Below are 15,821 nucleotides of genomic sequence, written 5' to 3'. Positions count from 1 at the left end.
CCTGGAACCGATCCGCGCTCCGCCAAGCCCTACCTGCTGGCCCACCTCTTGATCATCCTGCTGCTCGAGCCGCTTGCCCGCGACTTCGAGGACTCTCCCCACTGGATGCAGGCCGCCTGACGACACCTGGCGCTTGGCGCATTCTGCAACAACTCGTTGCATCCTTGCTACAAGCGATCATTCCACAACCAACCATCCGTTGCTTCCGCCGCAGAAAACGAGCGCTTGGGCGGCACCTGCGCGAGCCTCCTCGAAAACGTCGGTATCAATCGATGCTCGCACTACCTTAACGCCTATGCGGTCTTCCCTGCGCCCTTTTCTTTGAGGGCAGGCAATGAAGCAAAGCTCGGGCGAGATGCGCCGCGAGGCTGCGAAGCTGTGTCTGTATCTACACAATCGCTGTCATCGCCCGCCTAGTGCGCAATTGCGCACAGGGGCGGGCGATCCAGTATTCCAGAGGCCGTTGTGAGTGAGCCGACAGGCTGCGGCGTACTGGATTCCCCGCCTTCGCGGGGAATGACACCGGTGATGGAAGCGATAGCGGACGCTATCGCAAGCAAGTTCGCGCCTACACTTCCCGCCGGCTCAGGAACGCCAGCCGCTCGAACAAATGCACGTCCTGCTCGTTCTTGAGCAGCGCGCCGTGCAGCGGCGGGATCAGCTTGCGCGGGTCACGCTCGCGCAGCTGTTCGGCGCTCATGTCTTCGTTGAGCAGCAGCTTGAGCCAGTCCAAGAGCTCCGAGGTCGAGGGCTTCTTCTTCAGGCCCGGCACCTCGCGCACCTCGAAGAAGATGCGCAGGGCTTCCTCGACGAGGCGCTTCTTGATGCCGGGGAAGTGGACGTCGACGATGCGGCCCATCGTGTCGGCGTCGGGGAACTTGATGTAGTGGAAGAAGCAGCGGCGCAGGAAGGCGTCCGGCAGCTCCTTCTCGTTGTTGGAGGTGATCATCATGATCGGGCGCTGCTTGGCCTTGATCGTCTCGCCGGTCTCGTAGACATGGAATTCCATGCGGTCGAGTTCGAGCAGCAGATCGTTCGGGAATTCGATGTCGGCCTTGTCGATCTCGTCGATCAGCAGCACCGGGCGCTGCTCGGCGGTGAAGGCCTCCCACAGCTTGCCGCGCTTGATGTAGTTCTTGATGTCGGAGACCCTGCTGTCGCCGAGCTGGCTGTCACGCAGGCGCGAGACCGCGTCGTATTCGTAGAGGCCCTGCTGCGCCTTGGTGGTGGACTTGATGTGCCAGGTCAGCAGCGGCGCGTTCAGCGCCTTCGCCACTTCCTCCGCCAGCACCGTCTTGCCGGTGCCGGGCTCGCCCTTCACCAGGAGCGGGCGCTCGAGCACGATCGAGGCATTGACGGCGACCTTGAGATCGTCGGTCGCAACATAGTCCTTGGTGCCGGTAAATTTCATCGCGCGTCCTTGTTGGTCGTCGTCGTGAGGCAATGCCGATTTCGTTGCCTCGGTCACGACAAGCGAACGGCCGCGCATGGCGGCCGTTCCTGGTTCGGTCAGGCTTTCAGACCCGTTTTATCAGCGAAAGGATGACCAGCACAATCACCGCGCCGATCGTGGCGTCCACGATGGCACCGACCGTGCCGGTGGCGAGCTGGATGTGCAGCTGGGGCAGCACCCAGCCCGCAACCAGTGCGCCGATGATGCCGACGACGATGTTGCCGACCAGCCCAAATCCCGCCCCGTGGACAATCTTGCCCGCGAGCCAGCCTGCGATCGCGCCGATGATGAGCGCTGCGAGAATTCCCATTGCAAACGTCCCCAAAACAACCCCGTGAGAAGGGCAATTCTAGAGCAAAAAGGCCTCGGGTCCACGTTGAATTGGTCCGCCGACGCGCGTGGTTCACCTCTCCCGATGGGAGAGGTGGAGCGGCGCCCCTTGACGTTCGCCCCCCGACGGGCAATCTGTCAGCCATGTTCCTGCAATTCTTCACCTCTCTGCGCGACGCGCAGGTCCCCGTGACGCTGCGCGAATACCTCACGCTGATGGAGGCGCTCGACGCTGACCTTGCGGACTACACGGTCGAGAATTTCTATTATCTGTCCCGTGCCTCGCTGGTGAAGGACGAGCGCAACCTCGACAAGTTCGATCGCGTCTTCGGCACGGTGTTCAAGGGGCTGGAAAGCCTGCTCGAGGCCATGGACAAGGCGGAGATCCCCGAGGAGTGGCTGAAGAAGCTCGCCGAGAAATACCTGACGGAAGAAGAGAAGAAGCAGATCGAGGCCATGGGCTGGGACAAGCTCATGGAGACCCTGAAGAAGCGCCTCGAGGAGCAGAAGGGCCGGCACCAGGGCGGCTCGAAGTGGATCGGCACCGCCGGCACCTCGCCGTTCGGCGCCCATGGCTACAATCCCGAGGGCGTGCGCATCGGCCAGGAGAAGAACCGCAACAACCGCGCCGTGAAGGTGTGGGACAAGCGCGAGTTCAAAGACCTCGACGGCAATGTCGAGCTCGGCATCCGCAACATCAAGGTGGCGCTGCGCCGGCTGCGCAAGTTCGCGCGCACCGGCGCGCCGGACGAGCTCGATCTTGACACCACGATCCGCGAGACCGCCAATCACGGCTATCTCGATGTGCACATGCGCCCCGAGCGGCGCAACGCGGTGAAGCTGCTGGTGTTCTTCGATATCGGCGGCTCGATGGACGCGCATATCGAGCAGGTCGAGGAGCTGTTCTCGGCGGCGAAGAGCGAGTTCAAGCACATGGAGTATTTCTACTTCCACAACTGCCTCTATGAAGGCGTGTGGAAGCAGAACAAGCGCCGCTTCACCGACCGCACGCCGACCTGGGACGTGCTGCACAAATACCCGCACGACTACAAGGTCGTGTTCGTCGGCGACGCCTCGATGTCGCCTTACGAGATCATGGTGCCCGGCGGCTCGGTCGAGCACGTCAACGAGGAGCCGGGCTCGGTCTGGCTCGACCGTATCATCCGCACCTATCCGCACGCGGTGTGGCTGAACCCGGTGCAGCAGAAGCACTGGGACTATTCGGAATCCACCACCATCATCAAGCGCATCTTCGCCAATCGGATGTACCCGATCACCATCGAGGGGCTGGAAGGTGCGATGAAGGAATTGACGCACTGATGGTTGCTGTCATTCCGGGGCGCGACGAAGTCGCGAACCCGGAATCCATCGGGCCGCAGCGCATGTAGAGGAATGGATTCCGGGCTCGCGCTGCGCGCGCCCCGGAATGACAACAAGAGGGAGACATATATGCCCCAGACCATCACCCGCGGCATCAAGGCGCTGATCGACGAGGCCAATGCCGAGATCGAGACTCTCACCGCCAAGGACGCCATCGAGATCTCCAAGAACGGCGATGTCGTCATCGTCGACATCCGCGACCCCCGCGAGATCGAGCGCGACGGCCGCATCCCCGGCGCCTTCGCCTGCACCCGCGGCATGCTCGAATTCTGGATCGATCCGCAGAGCCCGTACGCCAAGCCGATCTTCCAGGAGGACAAGAAATTCGTCTTCCACTGCGCCGGCGGCCTGCGCTCCGCGCTCGCGGCCAAGACCGCGCAGGACATGGGCCTCAAGCCCGTCGCCCACATCGCCGGCGGCTACGCCGCCTGGCGCGACGCTGGCGGTCCGACGGAGAAGTGGGAGCCGAAGAAGAAGGGGTGAGGGGGCACCTCCCTCGCCTCACATACTCCGTCGTGCCCGGGCTTGACCCGGGCATCCACGTCTTCGCCACAGGACAGAACGTGGATGGCCGGGACAGGCCCGGCCATGACGACCGAGACAATTGCCGGAGCATGCCAATGACCGCCACCGACCCCCTCGTCTCCACCGAATGGCTCGCCGCGCACATGAGCGACGCCAACGTCAAGATCCTCGACGCCAGCTTCAAGCTGCCGGGCGTCTTGCCGCTGCCGAAGGACGACTATCTCGCCGCGCATCTGCCGGGCGCGGTGTTCTTCGACGTCGATGCGGTGTCGGATCATTCCAATCCGCTGCCGCACATGTTTCCGAGCGCCGAGCAGTTCGGCCGCGATGTCGGCAATCTCGGTATCGGAAATAGCGATACCGTCGTGATCTACGATGCCGGTGGCTGGGTCGCAGCGCCTCGTGCCTGGTGGATGTTCCTGTCCTACGGCCACGGCAATGTGCGAATCCTCAATGGCGGCCTGAAGAAGTGGCGCGCCGAGGGCCGCCCCGTCGAGAGCGGCGAGGTCAAGCCGAAGCCGGCGACGTTCAAGGCCAGCTATGATTCAAACCGCGTGCGCAGCATGCAGCAGCTGATCGCCAATGTCGAAAGCCGCAAGGAGCAGGTGATCGATGCGCGCGCCGCCGACCGTTTCGAGGGCCGCGCGCCCGAGCCGCGGCCGGGCATCCGCTCCGGGCACATCCCAGGCGCTCGCAACGTGCCGTATAATCTCCTGTTCGACGCCGCGACCGGCACGATGAAGCCGCTCGATGACCTCCGCGCTGCCTTCACGGGCGCCGGCGTCAAGCTCGACGCGCCGATCGTCACGAGCTGCGGCTCCGGCGTCTCCGCCGGCGTGCTGACGCTGGCACTCTATCGGCTCGGCATCACCGACACCGCGCTCTATGACGGCTCCTGGTCGGAATGGGGCCAGGCCGGCGGCCCGGCCATCGCAACCGGTCCGGCGTAGCCTCGCTATTTCCACATCGTCATGGCCGGGCTTGACCCGGCCATCCACGTCTTGAGGCGCGGCACAAAGAACGTGGATGCCCGGGACAAAGCCCGGGCATGACGATCGTCGAAACGATTGCAGGGCCGCAAGGAAGGCGCCTCACCGCGTACGCGTGGTCGTCGTGGCAAACGTCTGCTGTCCAAACGGATCCAGCTGCTGCTGCAATTGCTGAGGCGGCGGACGCCGCACCACGCGGTGCGGCTTCTTCGCCTTCGCCTTGCGCTTGGTCGCCTTGTCGTCGGCCTTGCTCTCGACCTTGGCCTTCGCCGGCGCATCCTTCACGGCCGTCGTCGCCGGATTGTTCAGCGCGGCCAGCTTGCTCGAAGCGACGTCGGGCGCCGAGGAGGCGAGGGCGGCACTGGGATCGACCGGTGCCGGCTCGCTGGCGGTCGCGACAGCGGCAGGTTGAGAGTCAGGCTTGGCGTCGGGAATCGAGGCCGTCGTGTCGGCTTGAGTGAGCGTGTCGGTGGGCGCTGGCGCTTCAGCTTCCGTCATCGTCTCGGGCTTGGCCGGCTCGGGGGCCGGAGGCGCGGCTTCAGTGACCTGCGGCTGCGGGTCAGCCTCGCTCGTCAGCGCGGCCACCTGCTCGGGCCCGCTCGCCGGCAGCCCGATCGTCGGCACCCGGTCCCGCAGCGACGGTGCGGGCGCGGGCGCGATCTCCGGCTCCGCTCGCAGCACCGCGAGCACCGGTTGAGCCGGTTCGGGCACTTGCGCAAACACCTGCTCCTGCGGGCCGTTCCGCCAGGAGGGGTTGCTGACATATTGCTGATGGGTCGCCCGCAGCAGCGCGGCGGCTCCCAGGCCGAACACCAGGATGGAGGTTGACAACAGGATCGCGGCAAACAGGAAGCGAAAGCCGGGAAGCATCGAGCGATTGCGAATTTCCGCCCCGGCGGCGAGGAGGCCTGGGCCAAAGAGCCATCTGAACGCGGTGACGGTACTGATTGCCGCGTTCGCCACGCGGGATCGGAGCTCGGAAAGGTGGCGAATCAGGCTGATTCGACCATATCGCAACGATCCCGCGCCGTTCCGCTAAAATCGCGGCCGAATAACGCGGCAATTGATGGCGCAATACGATTTCAACCCCGTGATGCAACGGGGCAACGGTCGTCTTGCGGATCACAAATCGGCAAATCCGGCGCAAATAGGCCTGATATGTCTTGAATGTGCCGCTATCTTCCGTCATCTGGCCGTTAACGGTCCGATCGGGCTTCGGGACTATACAAGAGCGATGATGATCAAACATTTTCTGACGATATGCGCTGCCGCAACAGTCGCTGCGGCGGGAACCTCGCTCGCTCAGGCTCAGAGCTATCCGGTCCAGCAGGCGCCGAGCTATGGCGCCCCGGCCGAATATCGGCCCGGTGACCGCACACCGAATTTCGACGCACTGGACGAAGACGACGAGGCGATGCCGCAGGCCTCGCTGCCGCCTCCCGGCCCAGTCGACGATCCGCGCTACGGTCGCCCGGTCGGCGCGCCCCCGGTCTATTCGGCCGCCCCGCAGGGGCCGGTGATGTCGCCGGATGATCCCCGATACGGTCGTCCGGCTGGCGCTCCGCCGGTCTATTCGGCGGCGCCCCAGGGGCCCGTGATGTCGCCCGACGATCCGCGCTACGGCCGGCCCGCCGGTCCGCCGCCGGTGATTTATGCCAATCGTCCGGGACAGCAGGCGCCCGCCAGTGACGGCCTGCGTCCGCCCGAGGCGGTCGGTGGTCCCGCCGCGACCGGAACGGTCGATGCCGCCCAGCCGCCCGTCGGCGCCGATGGCCGGCCGATGACTTTGGCCGCGCTGCCGCCCGAGGAGCAGCCCGATGCTGCGCCGGTGCAGCTGCCGCCGAACCTGCGCCGCCAGGAGGTCGCGTTCCAGACCAAGGAGCCGGCCGGCACGCTCGTGGTCGATACGCCCAACACCTACCTCTATTACGTGCTCGGAGGCGGCCGCGCGATCCGCTACGGCGTCCGCGTCGGCCGCGACGGCTTCACCTGGACCGGCGTGCAAAAGATCACCCGCAAGGCCGAGTGGCCGGATTGGCATCCGCCGACCGAGATGATCGAGCGTCAGCCCTACCTGCCGCGCTTCATGGCCGGCGGCCCGGGCAATCCGCTTGGCGCCCGCGCGATGTATCTCGGCTCGACCGTCTACCGCATCCACGGCACCAACCAGCCCTCGACGATCGGCAAGTTCGTCTCCTCCGGTTGCATCGGCATGCTCAACGAGGACGTCTCCGACCTGTTCGATCGCGTCAAGGTCGGCACCCGCGTGGTGGTGCTGCCGGGCGGCCCGCCGCCGGGAACGGCGACTGCCTCCGCTGCGCCGACGCAGGGCGCTGCCGGGCCGGCTCCGATCTCCGCCCAGGCTGGTCCCGTCCCGGGGACGCAGCCGACCGTGGTGCCGCCGCTGCCCGCGCCGGTCACCGTGCGCTGAGCGCTTCGTCCCCTACCAGATTGCAGAAAGGGCGTGCCGTCGGCGCGCCCTTTTCGTTTCAGGCCAGCCTGCGCGGCAGCTCGCCGCCCCTGGTGAAGGCGTCGATCGCCTCGACCATCTGACCGTAATGGATGCGCAAGCCGTCCGCGGTGGCGTAGCCGAGGTGCGGCGTCAGCACGAGGTTGTCGAGCTTGCGGAAGGGATGGTCGACCGGCAGCGGCTCGACCGAGAACACGTCCAACCCCGCGCCCGCGATATTCCGCTGCTGCAACGCCTCGAGCAGCGCCTGCTCGTCCACGATCGGCCCGCGCGCGGTGTTGACGAGGAAGGCGGTCGGCTTCATCCGCGCGAGATCGGCGCGGCCGACGAGGCCACGCGAGCGATCGCTCAGCACCACATGGATGGTGACGATATCGGCCTTGGCGAACAGCTCCTCCTTGCTGGCGTAGCCGACGCCGGCCTCCTTGCACTTCTCCGGCGTGAGGTTCGGACTCCAGGCGATCACGTTCATGCCGAACGCTTTCGCGATCCCAGCCATCTTGCTGCCGAGCTTGCCGAGCCCGACGATGCCGAGCGTCAAGCCCTCGATCTCGACGCCGGCAAAGGTCTGCCAGGGCTCGCCCGCATGCATGCGCGCATTCTCGCGGCCGATGCCGCGGGTCAGCTCCAGGATCAGGCCCATGGCGAGCGGCGCCGTGGGATCGCGCGAATATTGCGTGCCGCCGATGGCCACATTGCGCGCCTTCGCAGCTTCCATATCGATGGAAGCGTTGCGCATGCCCGACGTCAGCAGCAGCTTCAGCTTCGGTAGGTTCTCGAACAGGCTCATGGGGAAGGCGGTGCGCTCGCGCATCGCACAGATGACGTCGAAGTCCGCCAGTGCGCTCGCCGCGGCCTGCTCCGAAGCGAAGGGATGGCTGAACACGGTGACGTCGACCCGGTCGGACAGTTTCTGCCAGTCGGCGACGTCGAGCGCGAGGTTGAAATAATCGTCGAGAATTGCACAGCGCAGCCGGCTCATCAGCGTTCATCCATGGCAAGAGATGACGGCGCAGGCGGGCACCGTCGAGGGAGCCCGGCCATGGTTGCGCGCAATCACACCTGTGCGCAAGCAGCTGACGACTTCAAAAGTCCGATAGGAAGGAGAGGCTCAGAGATCGCGGGATTTCAGGCGGAACGGCGCATCCATGCCGTGCTTGGCGCGCCAGGCGGGACCGGGTCCACGCATGTAGTGCAGTTCGGGCCGGTAGGGATTGAAGGCGGTGGTGAAGAAGCGCTTCCAGAAGCCCTTGACCTCCGAAACGAACCCGAAGACGTGGCCGGCTCCTGCCGGAACAGGATGAGAATGCGTCTCAATCAGAGCCATGATGCGGCCTCGCTGTGCTCCCGTTCATTCTGGCGGGTGGCGCTGTTTCCGCGCGAAACCGAGCTTTCGGCCTGATTTATTAAAAGATAGTTTCAATTGTCCGGATTGGCGTCGGGATGGTGTCCATTCCGTATTCATCCGTGGTGAACGGACGGAAAACATTGCCCTTTTAGGGCGGGATCGTTACATCGGCGGCAAGCAAAATTTCCTCAAATCGAAGGTGTCACGGGACCGATGGCGCGCCAGTTCATCTATTTCATGCAGGGCCTGACCAAGAGCTACCCGACCCGGAAGGTGCTCGATAACATCCACCTGAGCTTCTACCCCGACGCCAAGATCGGCGTGCTCGGCGTCAACGGCTCGGGCAAGTCGACGCTGCTCAAGATCATGGCTGGCCTCGACAAGGAGTACACCGGCGAGGCCTGGGTCGCGGAGGGCGCCCGCGTCGGCTATCTCGAACAGGAGCCACAGCTCGATCCCAAGCTGTCCGTGCGCGAGAACGTCATGCAGGGCGTCGCCAAGCAGAAGGCGATCCTCGACCGTTACAACGAGCTCGCGGTCAACTATTCCGACGAGACCGCCGACGAGATGACCAAGCTCCAGGACGAGATCGAGGCCCAGGGCCTGTGGGATCTCGACAGCAAGGTCGACCAGGCCATGGATGCCTTGCGCTGCCCGCCCGATGACTCCGACGTGACCAAGCTCTCCGGCGGCGAGCGCCGCCGCGTCGCGCTATGCAAGCTGCTGCTCGACCAGCCCGAACTCCTGCTGCTGGACGAACCGACCAACCATCTCGACGCCGAGTCCGTGTCGTGGCTGGAAGGCCATCTGCGCAACTATCCCGGCGCGATCCTGATCGTCACCCACGACCGCTACTTCCTCGACAACGTCACCGGCTGGATCCTCGAGCTCGATCGCGGCCGCGGCATTCCCTACGAGGGCAACTACTCGTCCTGGCTGGTGCAGAAGCAGAAGCGCCTGGAGCAGGAGGGCCGCGAGGACGCGGCACACCAGAAGACGCTCGCCCGCGAGCAGGAATGGGTCGCATCTTCGCCGAAGGCGCGCCAGGCCAAGTCGAAGGCACGCTATCAGCGCTACGAGGAGCTGCTCAAGAAGGCGAGTGAGAAGCAGACCCAGACCGCGCAGATCATCATTCCGGTCGCCGAGCGGCTCGGCGCCAACGTGGTCGATTTCGACGGCCTCAGCAAAGGTTTTGGCGATCGCCTCCTGATCGACAATCTCACCTTCAAGCTGCCGCCCGGCGGCATCGTCGGCGTGATCGGCCCCAACGGCGCCGGCAAGACCACGCTGTTCAGGATGATCACCGGCCAGGAGAAGCCGGACGCAGGCACGATCACGGTCGGCGAGACCGTGCATCTCGGCTATGTCGACCAGTCGCGCGATGCGCTCGACGGCAAGAAGACCGTGTGGGAGGAGATCTCCGGCGGCAACGAATTGATCCTGCTCGGAAAGAAGGAAGTCAATTCGCGCGGCTATTGCTCGGCCTTCAACTTCAAGGGCGCGGACCAGCAGAAGAAGGTCGGCGCGCTCTCGGGCGGTGAACGCAATCGCGTCCATCTCGCCAAGATGCTGAAGTCCGGCGCCAACGTGCTGCTGCTCGACGAGCCGACCAACGACCTCGACGTCGACACGCTGCGCGCGCTGGAAGAGGCGCTGGAGGACTTTGCCGGCTGCGCCGTCATCATCAGCCACGATCGCTGGTTCCTCGACCGTATCGCGACGCACATCCTGGCGTTCGAGGGCGAGAGCCACGTCGAATGGTTCGAAGGCAATTTCCAGGACTACGAGAAGGACAAGATGCGCCGGCTCGGCCAGGACAGCATCATCCCGCACCGCGTGAAGTACAAGAAGCTGACGCGGTGATGGCGGCATGATGCGGCGGGCGCTCATCGCTGCGGTGATCGTGGTCACCTGCGGCTGGTCGTCCGCCCGTGCTGCCGACGCCGCCTTCACGCAGTTCATCGCCTCGCTGTGGCCGGAAGCCCAACAGGCCGGCGTTTCGCGCGCGACGTTCGAGCGAGAGACGCGCGGGCTCGAGCCCGATTACAAGCTGCCCGACCTGCTTCTGCCGGGCCGGCCTGCGCTAGGTGCGCCGTCGCAGGCCGAGTTCGTGCAGGTGCCTGCCGACTACGTCAAGGAGGCTTCGATCGCGCGGCTCGCCGGCGAGGGGCAGCGGCTGCTGCAAAAATATCGCACCGCGCTGACCGAGATCGAGAAAAGCTCCGGTGTGCCTGCCACCGTGATGCTCGCAATCTGGGGCCGTGAGACCGATTACGGCCGCTACACGCTGCCCTACGATCTCGTGCGCGTGCTGGCGACGCAAGCCTATGTCGGACGTCGCAAGGACCAGTATCGCAACGAGTTCATCCTCTCGCTCAAGATTCTCGGCGAGGGCGTGGTGACGCGCAAGGACATGCGCTCGTCCTGGGCCGGCGCCACCGGGCTGACGCAGTTCCTGCCGTCGGAATATTACAAGCATGGCGTCGACTTCGACGGCAATGGCCGCATCGATATCTGGCACTCCGTGCCGGATGCGCTGGCCTCCGCCGCGCAGCAGCTCGTCAACAAGGGCTGGCAGAGTGGCCTCCGCTGGGCCTATGAGGTGCAGGCGCCCGCGAAGGTCGATTGCACCACGGGCGTACCGGAGGTGACGAAGCCGATCGGTCAATGGCTGCGCGAAGGTTTTGTGCCGGTGCGTGGCGCGAGGCTCAGCGCCGCCGAGCAGGCGCAGCAGGCCTCGCTGCTCCAGCCCGAAGGCATCTACGGCCCGTCGTTCCTGACCACGAAGAATTACTTCGTGATCAAGGAGTACAATTTCTCCGACCTCTACGTGCTGTTCGTCGGCCATCTCAGCGACCGGATGACCAGCCCGCTGCCATTTGCAACGCCGTGGTCGGCTTCGAAGCAGCTGCGCACGAAAGACGTCGAGACCATGCAGCGCGAGCTGACGCGCATCGGGCTCTACAAGGACAAGATCGACGGCAAGGCCGGCATGCAGACGCGCGCAGCGCTCGGCGCCTATCAGAAGTCGGCAGGCCTCAAGGTCGATTGCTGGCCGAGCGAAGAGGTGCTGCGCTCGATCCAGGCGGGGCGATAGCGCAGGACCAAAGAAAAAGCCCGGCCGATGGTCTCGGCCGGGCTTCGATCGCAGCGCTTGCGAGCGCCGTGCGATCAGATCAGTAGCAGACGCGAACCGGGCGAACGACCCAGCCATAGCCGTCCCAATAGCGCTGGCGCTGCCAGTAGCAGGGCGGGGGCGGCGGGCCGGGCTCGGCCACGTAAACGGGACCACCATAGGCCGGTCGGCTCGACGCGATGGCGCCGCCGACGATCGCGCCGCCGATCAGGCCGGCCGCGATGCCGGCGCCAATGTTGTCACCGGCCTTGGCGGGCGGCGTGGCGGTCACCAGCGATCCGGCGACCGTCGCAACCGTGAGGGCAGCAACCAAAGTCTTCTTCATGCTCTTTGCTCTCCTGGGAGATGGACTTCCCCTGTAAGGGACGGCCCGGGTTTCAAAGGTTCACGCACACTCTGATGGAATTTGGCCTTGCGGTTAGGAAGCGCGCAAATGGTCAATCCACGGTAAACGCACACGGAGCTGTGACGAGAAAAAGCGGTCTTTTTCGGGCTCCGAGATGAACGGCGCATCCGTAGTGAACCGGTTAAGCGCGCCTCAGCCACAAACTCTGACGCGGCGGACGCGCCATGCATAGCCGTCCCAGAAGCGCTGCTTCTGCCAGACGCAGTTGCCGTAATAGTCGTCGGCGACATAGCCCGGACCGGGGGCGTAGTAGCGGGGCGGATAATAGCCCGGTTCGTAATAGCCGGGGCCTGGTCCGTAATAATACGGAGAGGCCAGCGCACCGCCGACGATGGCGCCGCCGATGATCCCGGCTGCCACGCCCGCTGCGACACCGCGCTGGGCATGGGCCGGTGTACCGGCCGTCAGGGCCAGAGTGAGGACGGCAGCGACTGCCAGGAACGACTTCTTCATGCGCTCGACCTTATCACACGCGGGAACTCTTTGGAGCGTAAGGTTCCATATTTCGTTTGAATGATCAATGAACGGCACTTTTGCCGGAGACGACCAACCGGCATGGCCCCCAGTTTCATCAGGAGACGATGATGGGCAACGCGATGGTCAATGCATTGATTGCTGCTGGGGTCGTCTTCGCGATCGGCTACGGCTGGATCGCTCACCTCCAGAACCGGGGCCGGCGGCGCACGCGTGTCGGGGCCGGCGGTGATAGCGGTGGTAGTGGCGCCGACACCTACATGGGGACAAGCGACGGCTTGTCGTTGGGAAGCTGGTTCTCCAGCGACCGTTCGGGGAATTCAACCGACGGCGGCAGCTGTTCCAGCAGCGATGGCGGCAGCAATGGCGGGGACTGCGGAGGTGGCGGCGATGGTGGTGGAGGCGGTGGCGGCGATTAGCTCCGCCAGAAGCTTGATCAACCGCAACACCTGATTTTAGAGCCGTTCTAGGCTGATTGCCGGGCCAGTTTGGAATAGCTTCAAATACCGCTTTTTCCTTTTGCATCCGGCCGGCCCGTTAAATATCGATGATGGCGCATCACCGAAGGGCCTGCCGCTTCCATGATCGTTTGTTCCTGTAACGTGCTGAGCGATGAGGACATCCGCGCCGCCGTCGCCGACTCCGACGACGCCGTGCGCCATGCCAAGCAGGTCTATGGATGTCTCGGCTGCAGCGCCGAATGCGGCCGCTGTGCCCGGACCATCAAGACCATCATCGACGAAGCGCTTGGCCCCTGCGCCCAGTCTTGCTGCGCCGGCTGTCCCCATGGCCATACCGTCGCCGCCAATGACGAGACGGCCGAACCCGCCCAATTCGCCCTCGCGGCCTGCTGAAAACTTCCGCATCCTCAGCTGACCTTTTCCCCGGCTGCGTCCGCATAGCCGGTTGCCGGCATGCGCAAACTCATTTAGAAGCATTCTAAACTCGGTTAGGGCCGATTTGGACTGCAAAGCTGGAGTGAACCATGCAGGGCGACGCGAAGGTCATCGACTATCTCAACAAGGCACTGCGTCACGAGCTGACTGCGATCAATCAGTACTGGCTGCACTACCGCTTCCTCGACAATTGGGGCCTCTTGGACATGGCCAAGGTCTGGCGCAAGGAGTCCATCGAGGAGATGGAGCATGCCGACAAGCTCACCGCGCGCATCCTGTTCCTCGACGGCTTTCCGAACATGCAGGTGCTGGATCCCCTGCGCATCGGCCAGAACGTCAAGGAGATCATCGAATGCGATCTCGCCGCCGAGATGAGCGCGCGTGCGCTTTACCAGGAAGCGGCGACCTACTGTCACGGCGCCAAGGACTACGTCACGCGTGACCTGTTTGAGAAGCTGATGAGCGACGAGGAGCACCACATCGACTTCCTCGAAACCCAGCTCGACCTGATTGGTCGCATCGGTCTCGAGCTCTACACCCAGAAGCACGTCGGCGGGCTCGAGGGCGAGGGGCATTAAGCTCCGGCGCCAGCCGCGCACCCGGTGTCGTCCCTGCGCAAGCAGGGACCCATACCGCGGAATCTATCGATCGTCGCCAGTAGCAGTACCGAACGACGAGGCTTCGCCAAACGATGTCCTGTGGCTATGGATCCGGATCTGCGCTTCGCTTGTCCGGGACGACACCGCGATTGTCGCTCGCCTACAGCTGCGTCTTGTACCGAGCCTCCACGATCTCCTGGCTCTCCGGTTCTCCCAAGCCCGTCTGGTCGTGAATGACCTCGATGATGCTCGGCATCACCGATCGCTGTACCTTCTCGGATGACCACAGCTTCGAGCGCATCAGCGCCTTGCCGCAGTGGAAATAGACCTCGCTGACCGCGACGTTCAGCACCGCGCGGGGCGGCTTGCCGAACTCCACCATGGCGGCGAGCAGATCCGGATCGGCCGACAGCGTGCCGCGTCCGCCGACGCGCAGCGTCTCGTCGATCCCCGGCACGAAGAACAGCAGCTGAACGAAGCCCGAGCCCTCGACGACGTTCCGAAAACTGTCGATGCGGTTGTTGCCGGAGCGGTCGGGCATCAACAGCTGGTTGGGACCGGCGACGTGGACGAAGCCGATGCCGCCGCCGCGCGGCGAGGCGTCGACGCTGCCGTCCGCGCCCGAGGTCGCGAGCACGCAGAACGGCGACATCTCGATGAACTTCCTCGCATGCGCATCGATCGCCGGCCGCGCTTTCGCGATCACGCGCGGGGTCGGCTTGGCGTAGATGGTGGCGAGGTCTTCGGCGCTAAGATCGGTCAACGGCGTGCCTCCGTATCAGCTTGTCCTCAAGCAAGCCGATCAGGCGCCCCCAGCCAACGAAATCCGGCGCGCTAGACTGCATCCGCCGGCACGAAGCAACTGATGATGATGGCGCCGCGATGGTGGACGTACCACACCACGGCCTGGCCCACGGGATTGCCGCGGTCGCGGATGATGGCGCGCGCGGGCACCTCCATCCATTGTCCGTCGATCGGCACCCAATAGGCGCCGCCGCGCACGTCGTATTCGGTGCGATGGCCATCGGAGATATCGCAGCAGGGCACTCCGTTCGGAGCGATCACGCTCTTGAACCAGGCGCGGATATCGGGCGGGACGTGGTCGTATTGGCCGTTGTCGAACGCGAACGCCGCGCTCGTCAGCGCTGTCGTTGCAGCCAGCCAGACGCACAGTACCAGCCTGTGCATGCGATCCTCCTCATCGCGTATCGTGCCATCGGCGCGCGATTGTCCCGCGCGTCGATTCGTATCCTCGGCGCAATTAAGCCCGAGCTGTCGGCGCAATGCATGCTCAAATAATGCGCTGCGCCGGGGCGCCGCACATGATGCGTTGCGAGATGAGACAGCTTGTGGCGGTGCGCAGCCACGGAGTTGATCGGCAGGGCGCGATGGAACTTCGCAGAAGCGCGAAGGCCGATGTAGGATTTCGGCCCAGACCTTCGTCTTCAAGAAAACGTCGGGAGAGAGTGCATGTGCCGCAACATCAAGACGCTGTTCAATTTCGAGCCGCCGGCGACGGAGGACGAGATTCACGCCAGCGCACTGCAGTTCGTGCGAAAACTGTCCGGTTTCAACAGGCCGTCGCAGGCGAACGAGGCGGCGTTCGAGCGTGCGGTGGCGGAGGTCGCGGAGGCCGCACGAAAACTCCTGACGTCGCTGCATACCCATGCGCCGGCGCGCGACCGCGAGGTCGAGGCGGAAAAGGCGAAAGAGCGCTCGCGGCTGCGCTTCGGTTCGTGAGCTCGAACGGCGCACTCCGTGACCTGGCTCACGGTATCTGCTGCGTCAGGTTGCGATGGTGTCGGCCGGGGTTTT

At 64.6% G+C, this 15,821-nt stretch carries 19 protein-coding genes; 10 read left to right on the top strand and 9 right to left on the bottom strand.

The window, feature by feature from the left end:
• Nucleotides 1–568 precede the first annotated feature (568 nt).
• Nucleotides 569–1,411 (bottom strand): AAA family ATPase, encoded by an 843-nt coding sequence (locus tag H1B27_RS27395; protein WP_197968218.1) that lies wholly within the window; start codon nt 1,409–1,411, stop codon nt 569–571.
• A 106-nt stretch (nt 1,412–1,517) separates the two neighbouring features.
• A complete protein-coding gene (locus tag H1B27_RS27390) occupies nt 1,518–1,763 on the bottom strand; it encodes a GlsB/YeaQ/YmgE family stress response membrane protein (RefSeq protein ID WP_028179892.1) in 246 nt (81 codons plus the stop codon).
• A gap of 164 nt (nt 1,764–1,927) precedes the next feature.
• On the opposite strand from H1B27_RS27390, the gene H1B27_RS27385 reads away from it, so the two are divergent.
• From H1B27_RS27385 to sseA, 3 genes are all read left to right on the top strand, one after another.
• Complete coding sequence (locus H1B27_RS27385) at nt 1,928–3,103, top strand: vWA domain-containing protein (protein WP_061879466.1); 1,176 nt, start codon at nt 1,928–1,930, stop codon at nt 3,101–3,103.
• A 129-nt stretch (nt 3,104–3,232) separates the two neighbouring features.
• Nucleotides 3,233–3,646 carry a rhodanese-like domain-containing protein gene (locus H1B27_RS27380; protein ID WP_028179894.1) on the top strand — a complete coding sequence of 138 codons (414 nt, stop codon included), beginning with the start codon at nt 3,233–3,235 and terminating at the stop codon, nt 3,644–3,646.
• A 137-nt stretch (nt 3,647–3,783) separates the two neighbouring features.
• Nucleotides 3,784–4,638 (top strand): 3-mercaptopyruvate sulfurtransferase, encoded by an 855-nt coding sequence (gene sseA, locus H1B27_RS27375; RefSeq protein WP_197968217.1) that lies wholly within the window; start codon nt 3,784–3,786, stop codon nt 4,636–4,638.
• A gap of 141 nt (nt 4,639–4,779) precedes the next feature.
• Here the strand turns inward: sseA and H1B27_RS27370 are convergent, their stop codons facing one another.
• Nucleotides 4,780–5,547 (bottom strand): hypothetical protein, encoded by a 768-nt coding sequence (locus H1B27_RS27370; RefSeq protein WP_197968216.1) that lies wholly within the window; start codon nt 5,545–5,547, stop codon nt 4,780–4,782.
• 367 nt (nt 5,548–5,914) lie between these two features.
• Here H1B27_RS27370 and H1B27_RS27365 point away from each other — a divergent pair, with 367 nt between their 5' ends.
• Nucleotides 5,915–7,108, top strand: coding sequence for a L,D-transpeptidase family protein (locus H1B27_RS27365; RefSeq protein WP_197968215.1), 1,194 nt, complete (start codon nt 5,915–5,917; stop codon nt 7,106–7,108).
• A 58-nt stretch (nt 7,109–7,166) separates the two neighbouring features.
• On the opposite strand, the gene H1B27_RS27360 is transcribed toward H1B27_RS27365, so the two are convergent.
• Nucleotides 7,167–8,129, bottom strand: a complete 963-nt coding sequence (locus H1B27_RS27360) for a D-2-hydroxyacid dehydrogenase family protein (protein ID WP_197968214.1) — start codon at nt 8,127–8,129, stop codon at nt 7,167–7,169.
• A gap of 129 nt (nt 8,130–8,258) precedes the next feature.
• Complete coding sequence (locus H1B27_RS27355) at nt 8,259–8,474, bottom strand: hypothetical protein (protein ID WP_061879469.1); 216 nt, start codon at nt 8,472–8,474, stop codon at nt 8,259–8,261.
• Between the two features lie 234 nt (nt 8,475–8,708).
• Between H1B27_RS27355 and ettA the strand changes: the two genes are divergently transcribed.
• Both ettA and H1B27_RS27345 read left to right on the top strand, forming a co-directional pair.
• Nucleotides 8,709–10,358, top strand: a complete 1,650-nt coding sequence (gene ettA, locus H1B27_RS27350) for an energy-dependent translational throttle protein EttA (RefSeq protein WP_197968213.1) — start codon at nt 8,709–8,711, stop codon at nt 10,356–10,358.
• A gap of 7 nt (nt 10,359–10,365) precedes the next feature.
• Nucleotides 10,366–11,592, top strand: a complete 1,227-nt coding sequence (locus H1B27_RS27345; protein ID WP_197968212.1) for a lytic murein transglycosylase — start codon at nt 10,366–10,368, stop codon at nt 11,590–11,592.
• Between the two features lie 79 nt (nt 11,593–11,671).
• Here the strand turns inward: H1B27_RS27345 and H1B27_RS27340 are convergent, their stop codons facing one another.
• Nucleotides 11,672–11,956 carry a hypothetical protein gene (locus H1B27_RS27340; protein ID WP_028179902.1) on the bottom strand — a complete coding sequence of 95 codons (285 nt, stop codon included), beginning with the start codon at nt 11,954–11,956 and terminating at the stop codon, nt 11,672–11,674.
• Nucleotides 11,957–12,169: 213 nt separating this feature from the next.
• The gene (locus tag H1B27_RS27335) at nt 12,170–12,490 is read right to left on the bottom strand and encodes a hypothetical protein (protein ID WP_197968211.1); all 321 of its coding nucleotides are present in this window, start codon (nt 12,488–12,490) and stop codon (nt 12,170–12,172) included.
• Nucleotides 12,491–12,618: 128 nt separating this feature from the next.
• Here H1B27_RS27335 and H1B27_RS27330 point away from each other — a divergent pair, with 128 nt between their 5' ends.
• From H1B27_RS27330 to bfr, 3 genes are all read left to right on the top strand, one after another.
• Nucleotides 12,619–12,930 (top strand): hypothetical protein, encoded by a 312-nt coding sequence (locus tag H1B27_RS27330; protein ID WP_197968210.1) that lies wholly within the window; start codon nt 12,619–12,621, stop codon nt 12,928–12,930.
• Between the two features lie 162 nt (nt 12,931–13,092).
• Nucleotides 13,093–13,365, top strand: a complete 273-nt coding sequence (locus H1B27_RS27325; RefSeq protein WP_061879473.1) for a (2Fe-2S)-binding protein — start codon at nt 13,093–13,095, stop codon at nt 13,363–13,365.
• Between the two features lie 131 nt (nt 13,366–13,496).
• A complete protein-coding gene (gene bfr, locus H1B27_RS27320; protein ID WP_024339472.1) occupies nt 13,497–13,985 on the top strand; it encodes a bacterioferritin in 489 nt (162 codons plus the stop codon).
• A 181-nt stretch (nt 13,986–14,166) separates the two neighbouring features.
• Here bfr and H1B27_RS27315 read toward each other — a convergent pair whose 3' ends face one another.
• Both H1B27_RS27315 and H1B27_RS27310 read right to left on the bottom strand, forming a co-directional pair.
• Nucleotides 14,167–14,769, bottom strand: coding sequence for an MSMEG_1061 family FMN-dependent PPOX-type flavoprotein (locus H1B27_RS27315; RefSeq protein WP_197968209.1), 603 nt, complete (start codon nt 14,767–14,769; stop codon nt 14,167–14,169).
• Nucleotides 14,770–14,840: 71 nt separating this feature from the next.
• Nucleotides 14,841–15,194, bottom strand: coding sequence for a hypothetical protein (locus tag H1B27_RS27310; protein ID WP_197968208.1), 354 nt, complete (start codon nt 15,192–15,194; stop codon nt 14,841–14,843).
• Between the two features lie 282 nt (nt 15,195–15,476).
• On the opposite strand from H1B27_RS27310, the gene H1B27_RS27305 reads away from it, so the two are divergent.
• Nucleotides 15,477–15,746, top strand: a complete 270-nt coding sequence (locus tag H1B27_RS27305; protein ID WP_028182409.1) for a DUF2277 domain-containing protein — start codon at nt 15,477–15,479, stop codon at nt 15,744–15,746.
• Nucleotides 15,747–15,821 lie beyond the last annotated feature (75 nt).

It is taken from the genome of Bradyrhizobium diversitatis (genome assembly GCF_016031635.1).
Taxonomy (GTDB): domain Bacteria; phylum Pseudomonadota; class Alphaproteobacteria; order Rhizobiales; family Xanthobacteraceae; genus Bradyrhizobium; species Bradyrhizobium diversitatis.
This window is presented reverse-complemented; position numbering and strand designations above follow the sequence as displayed.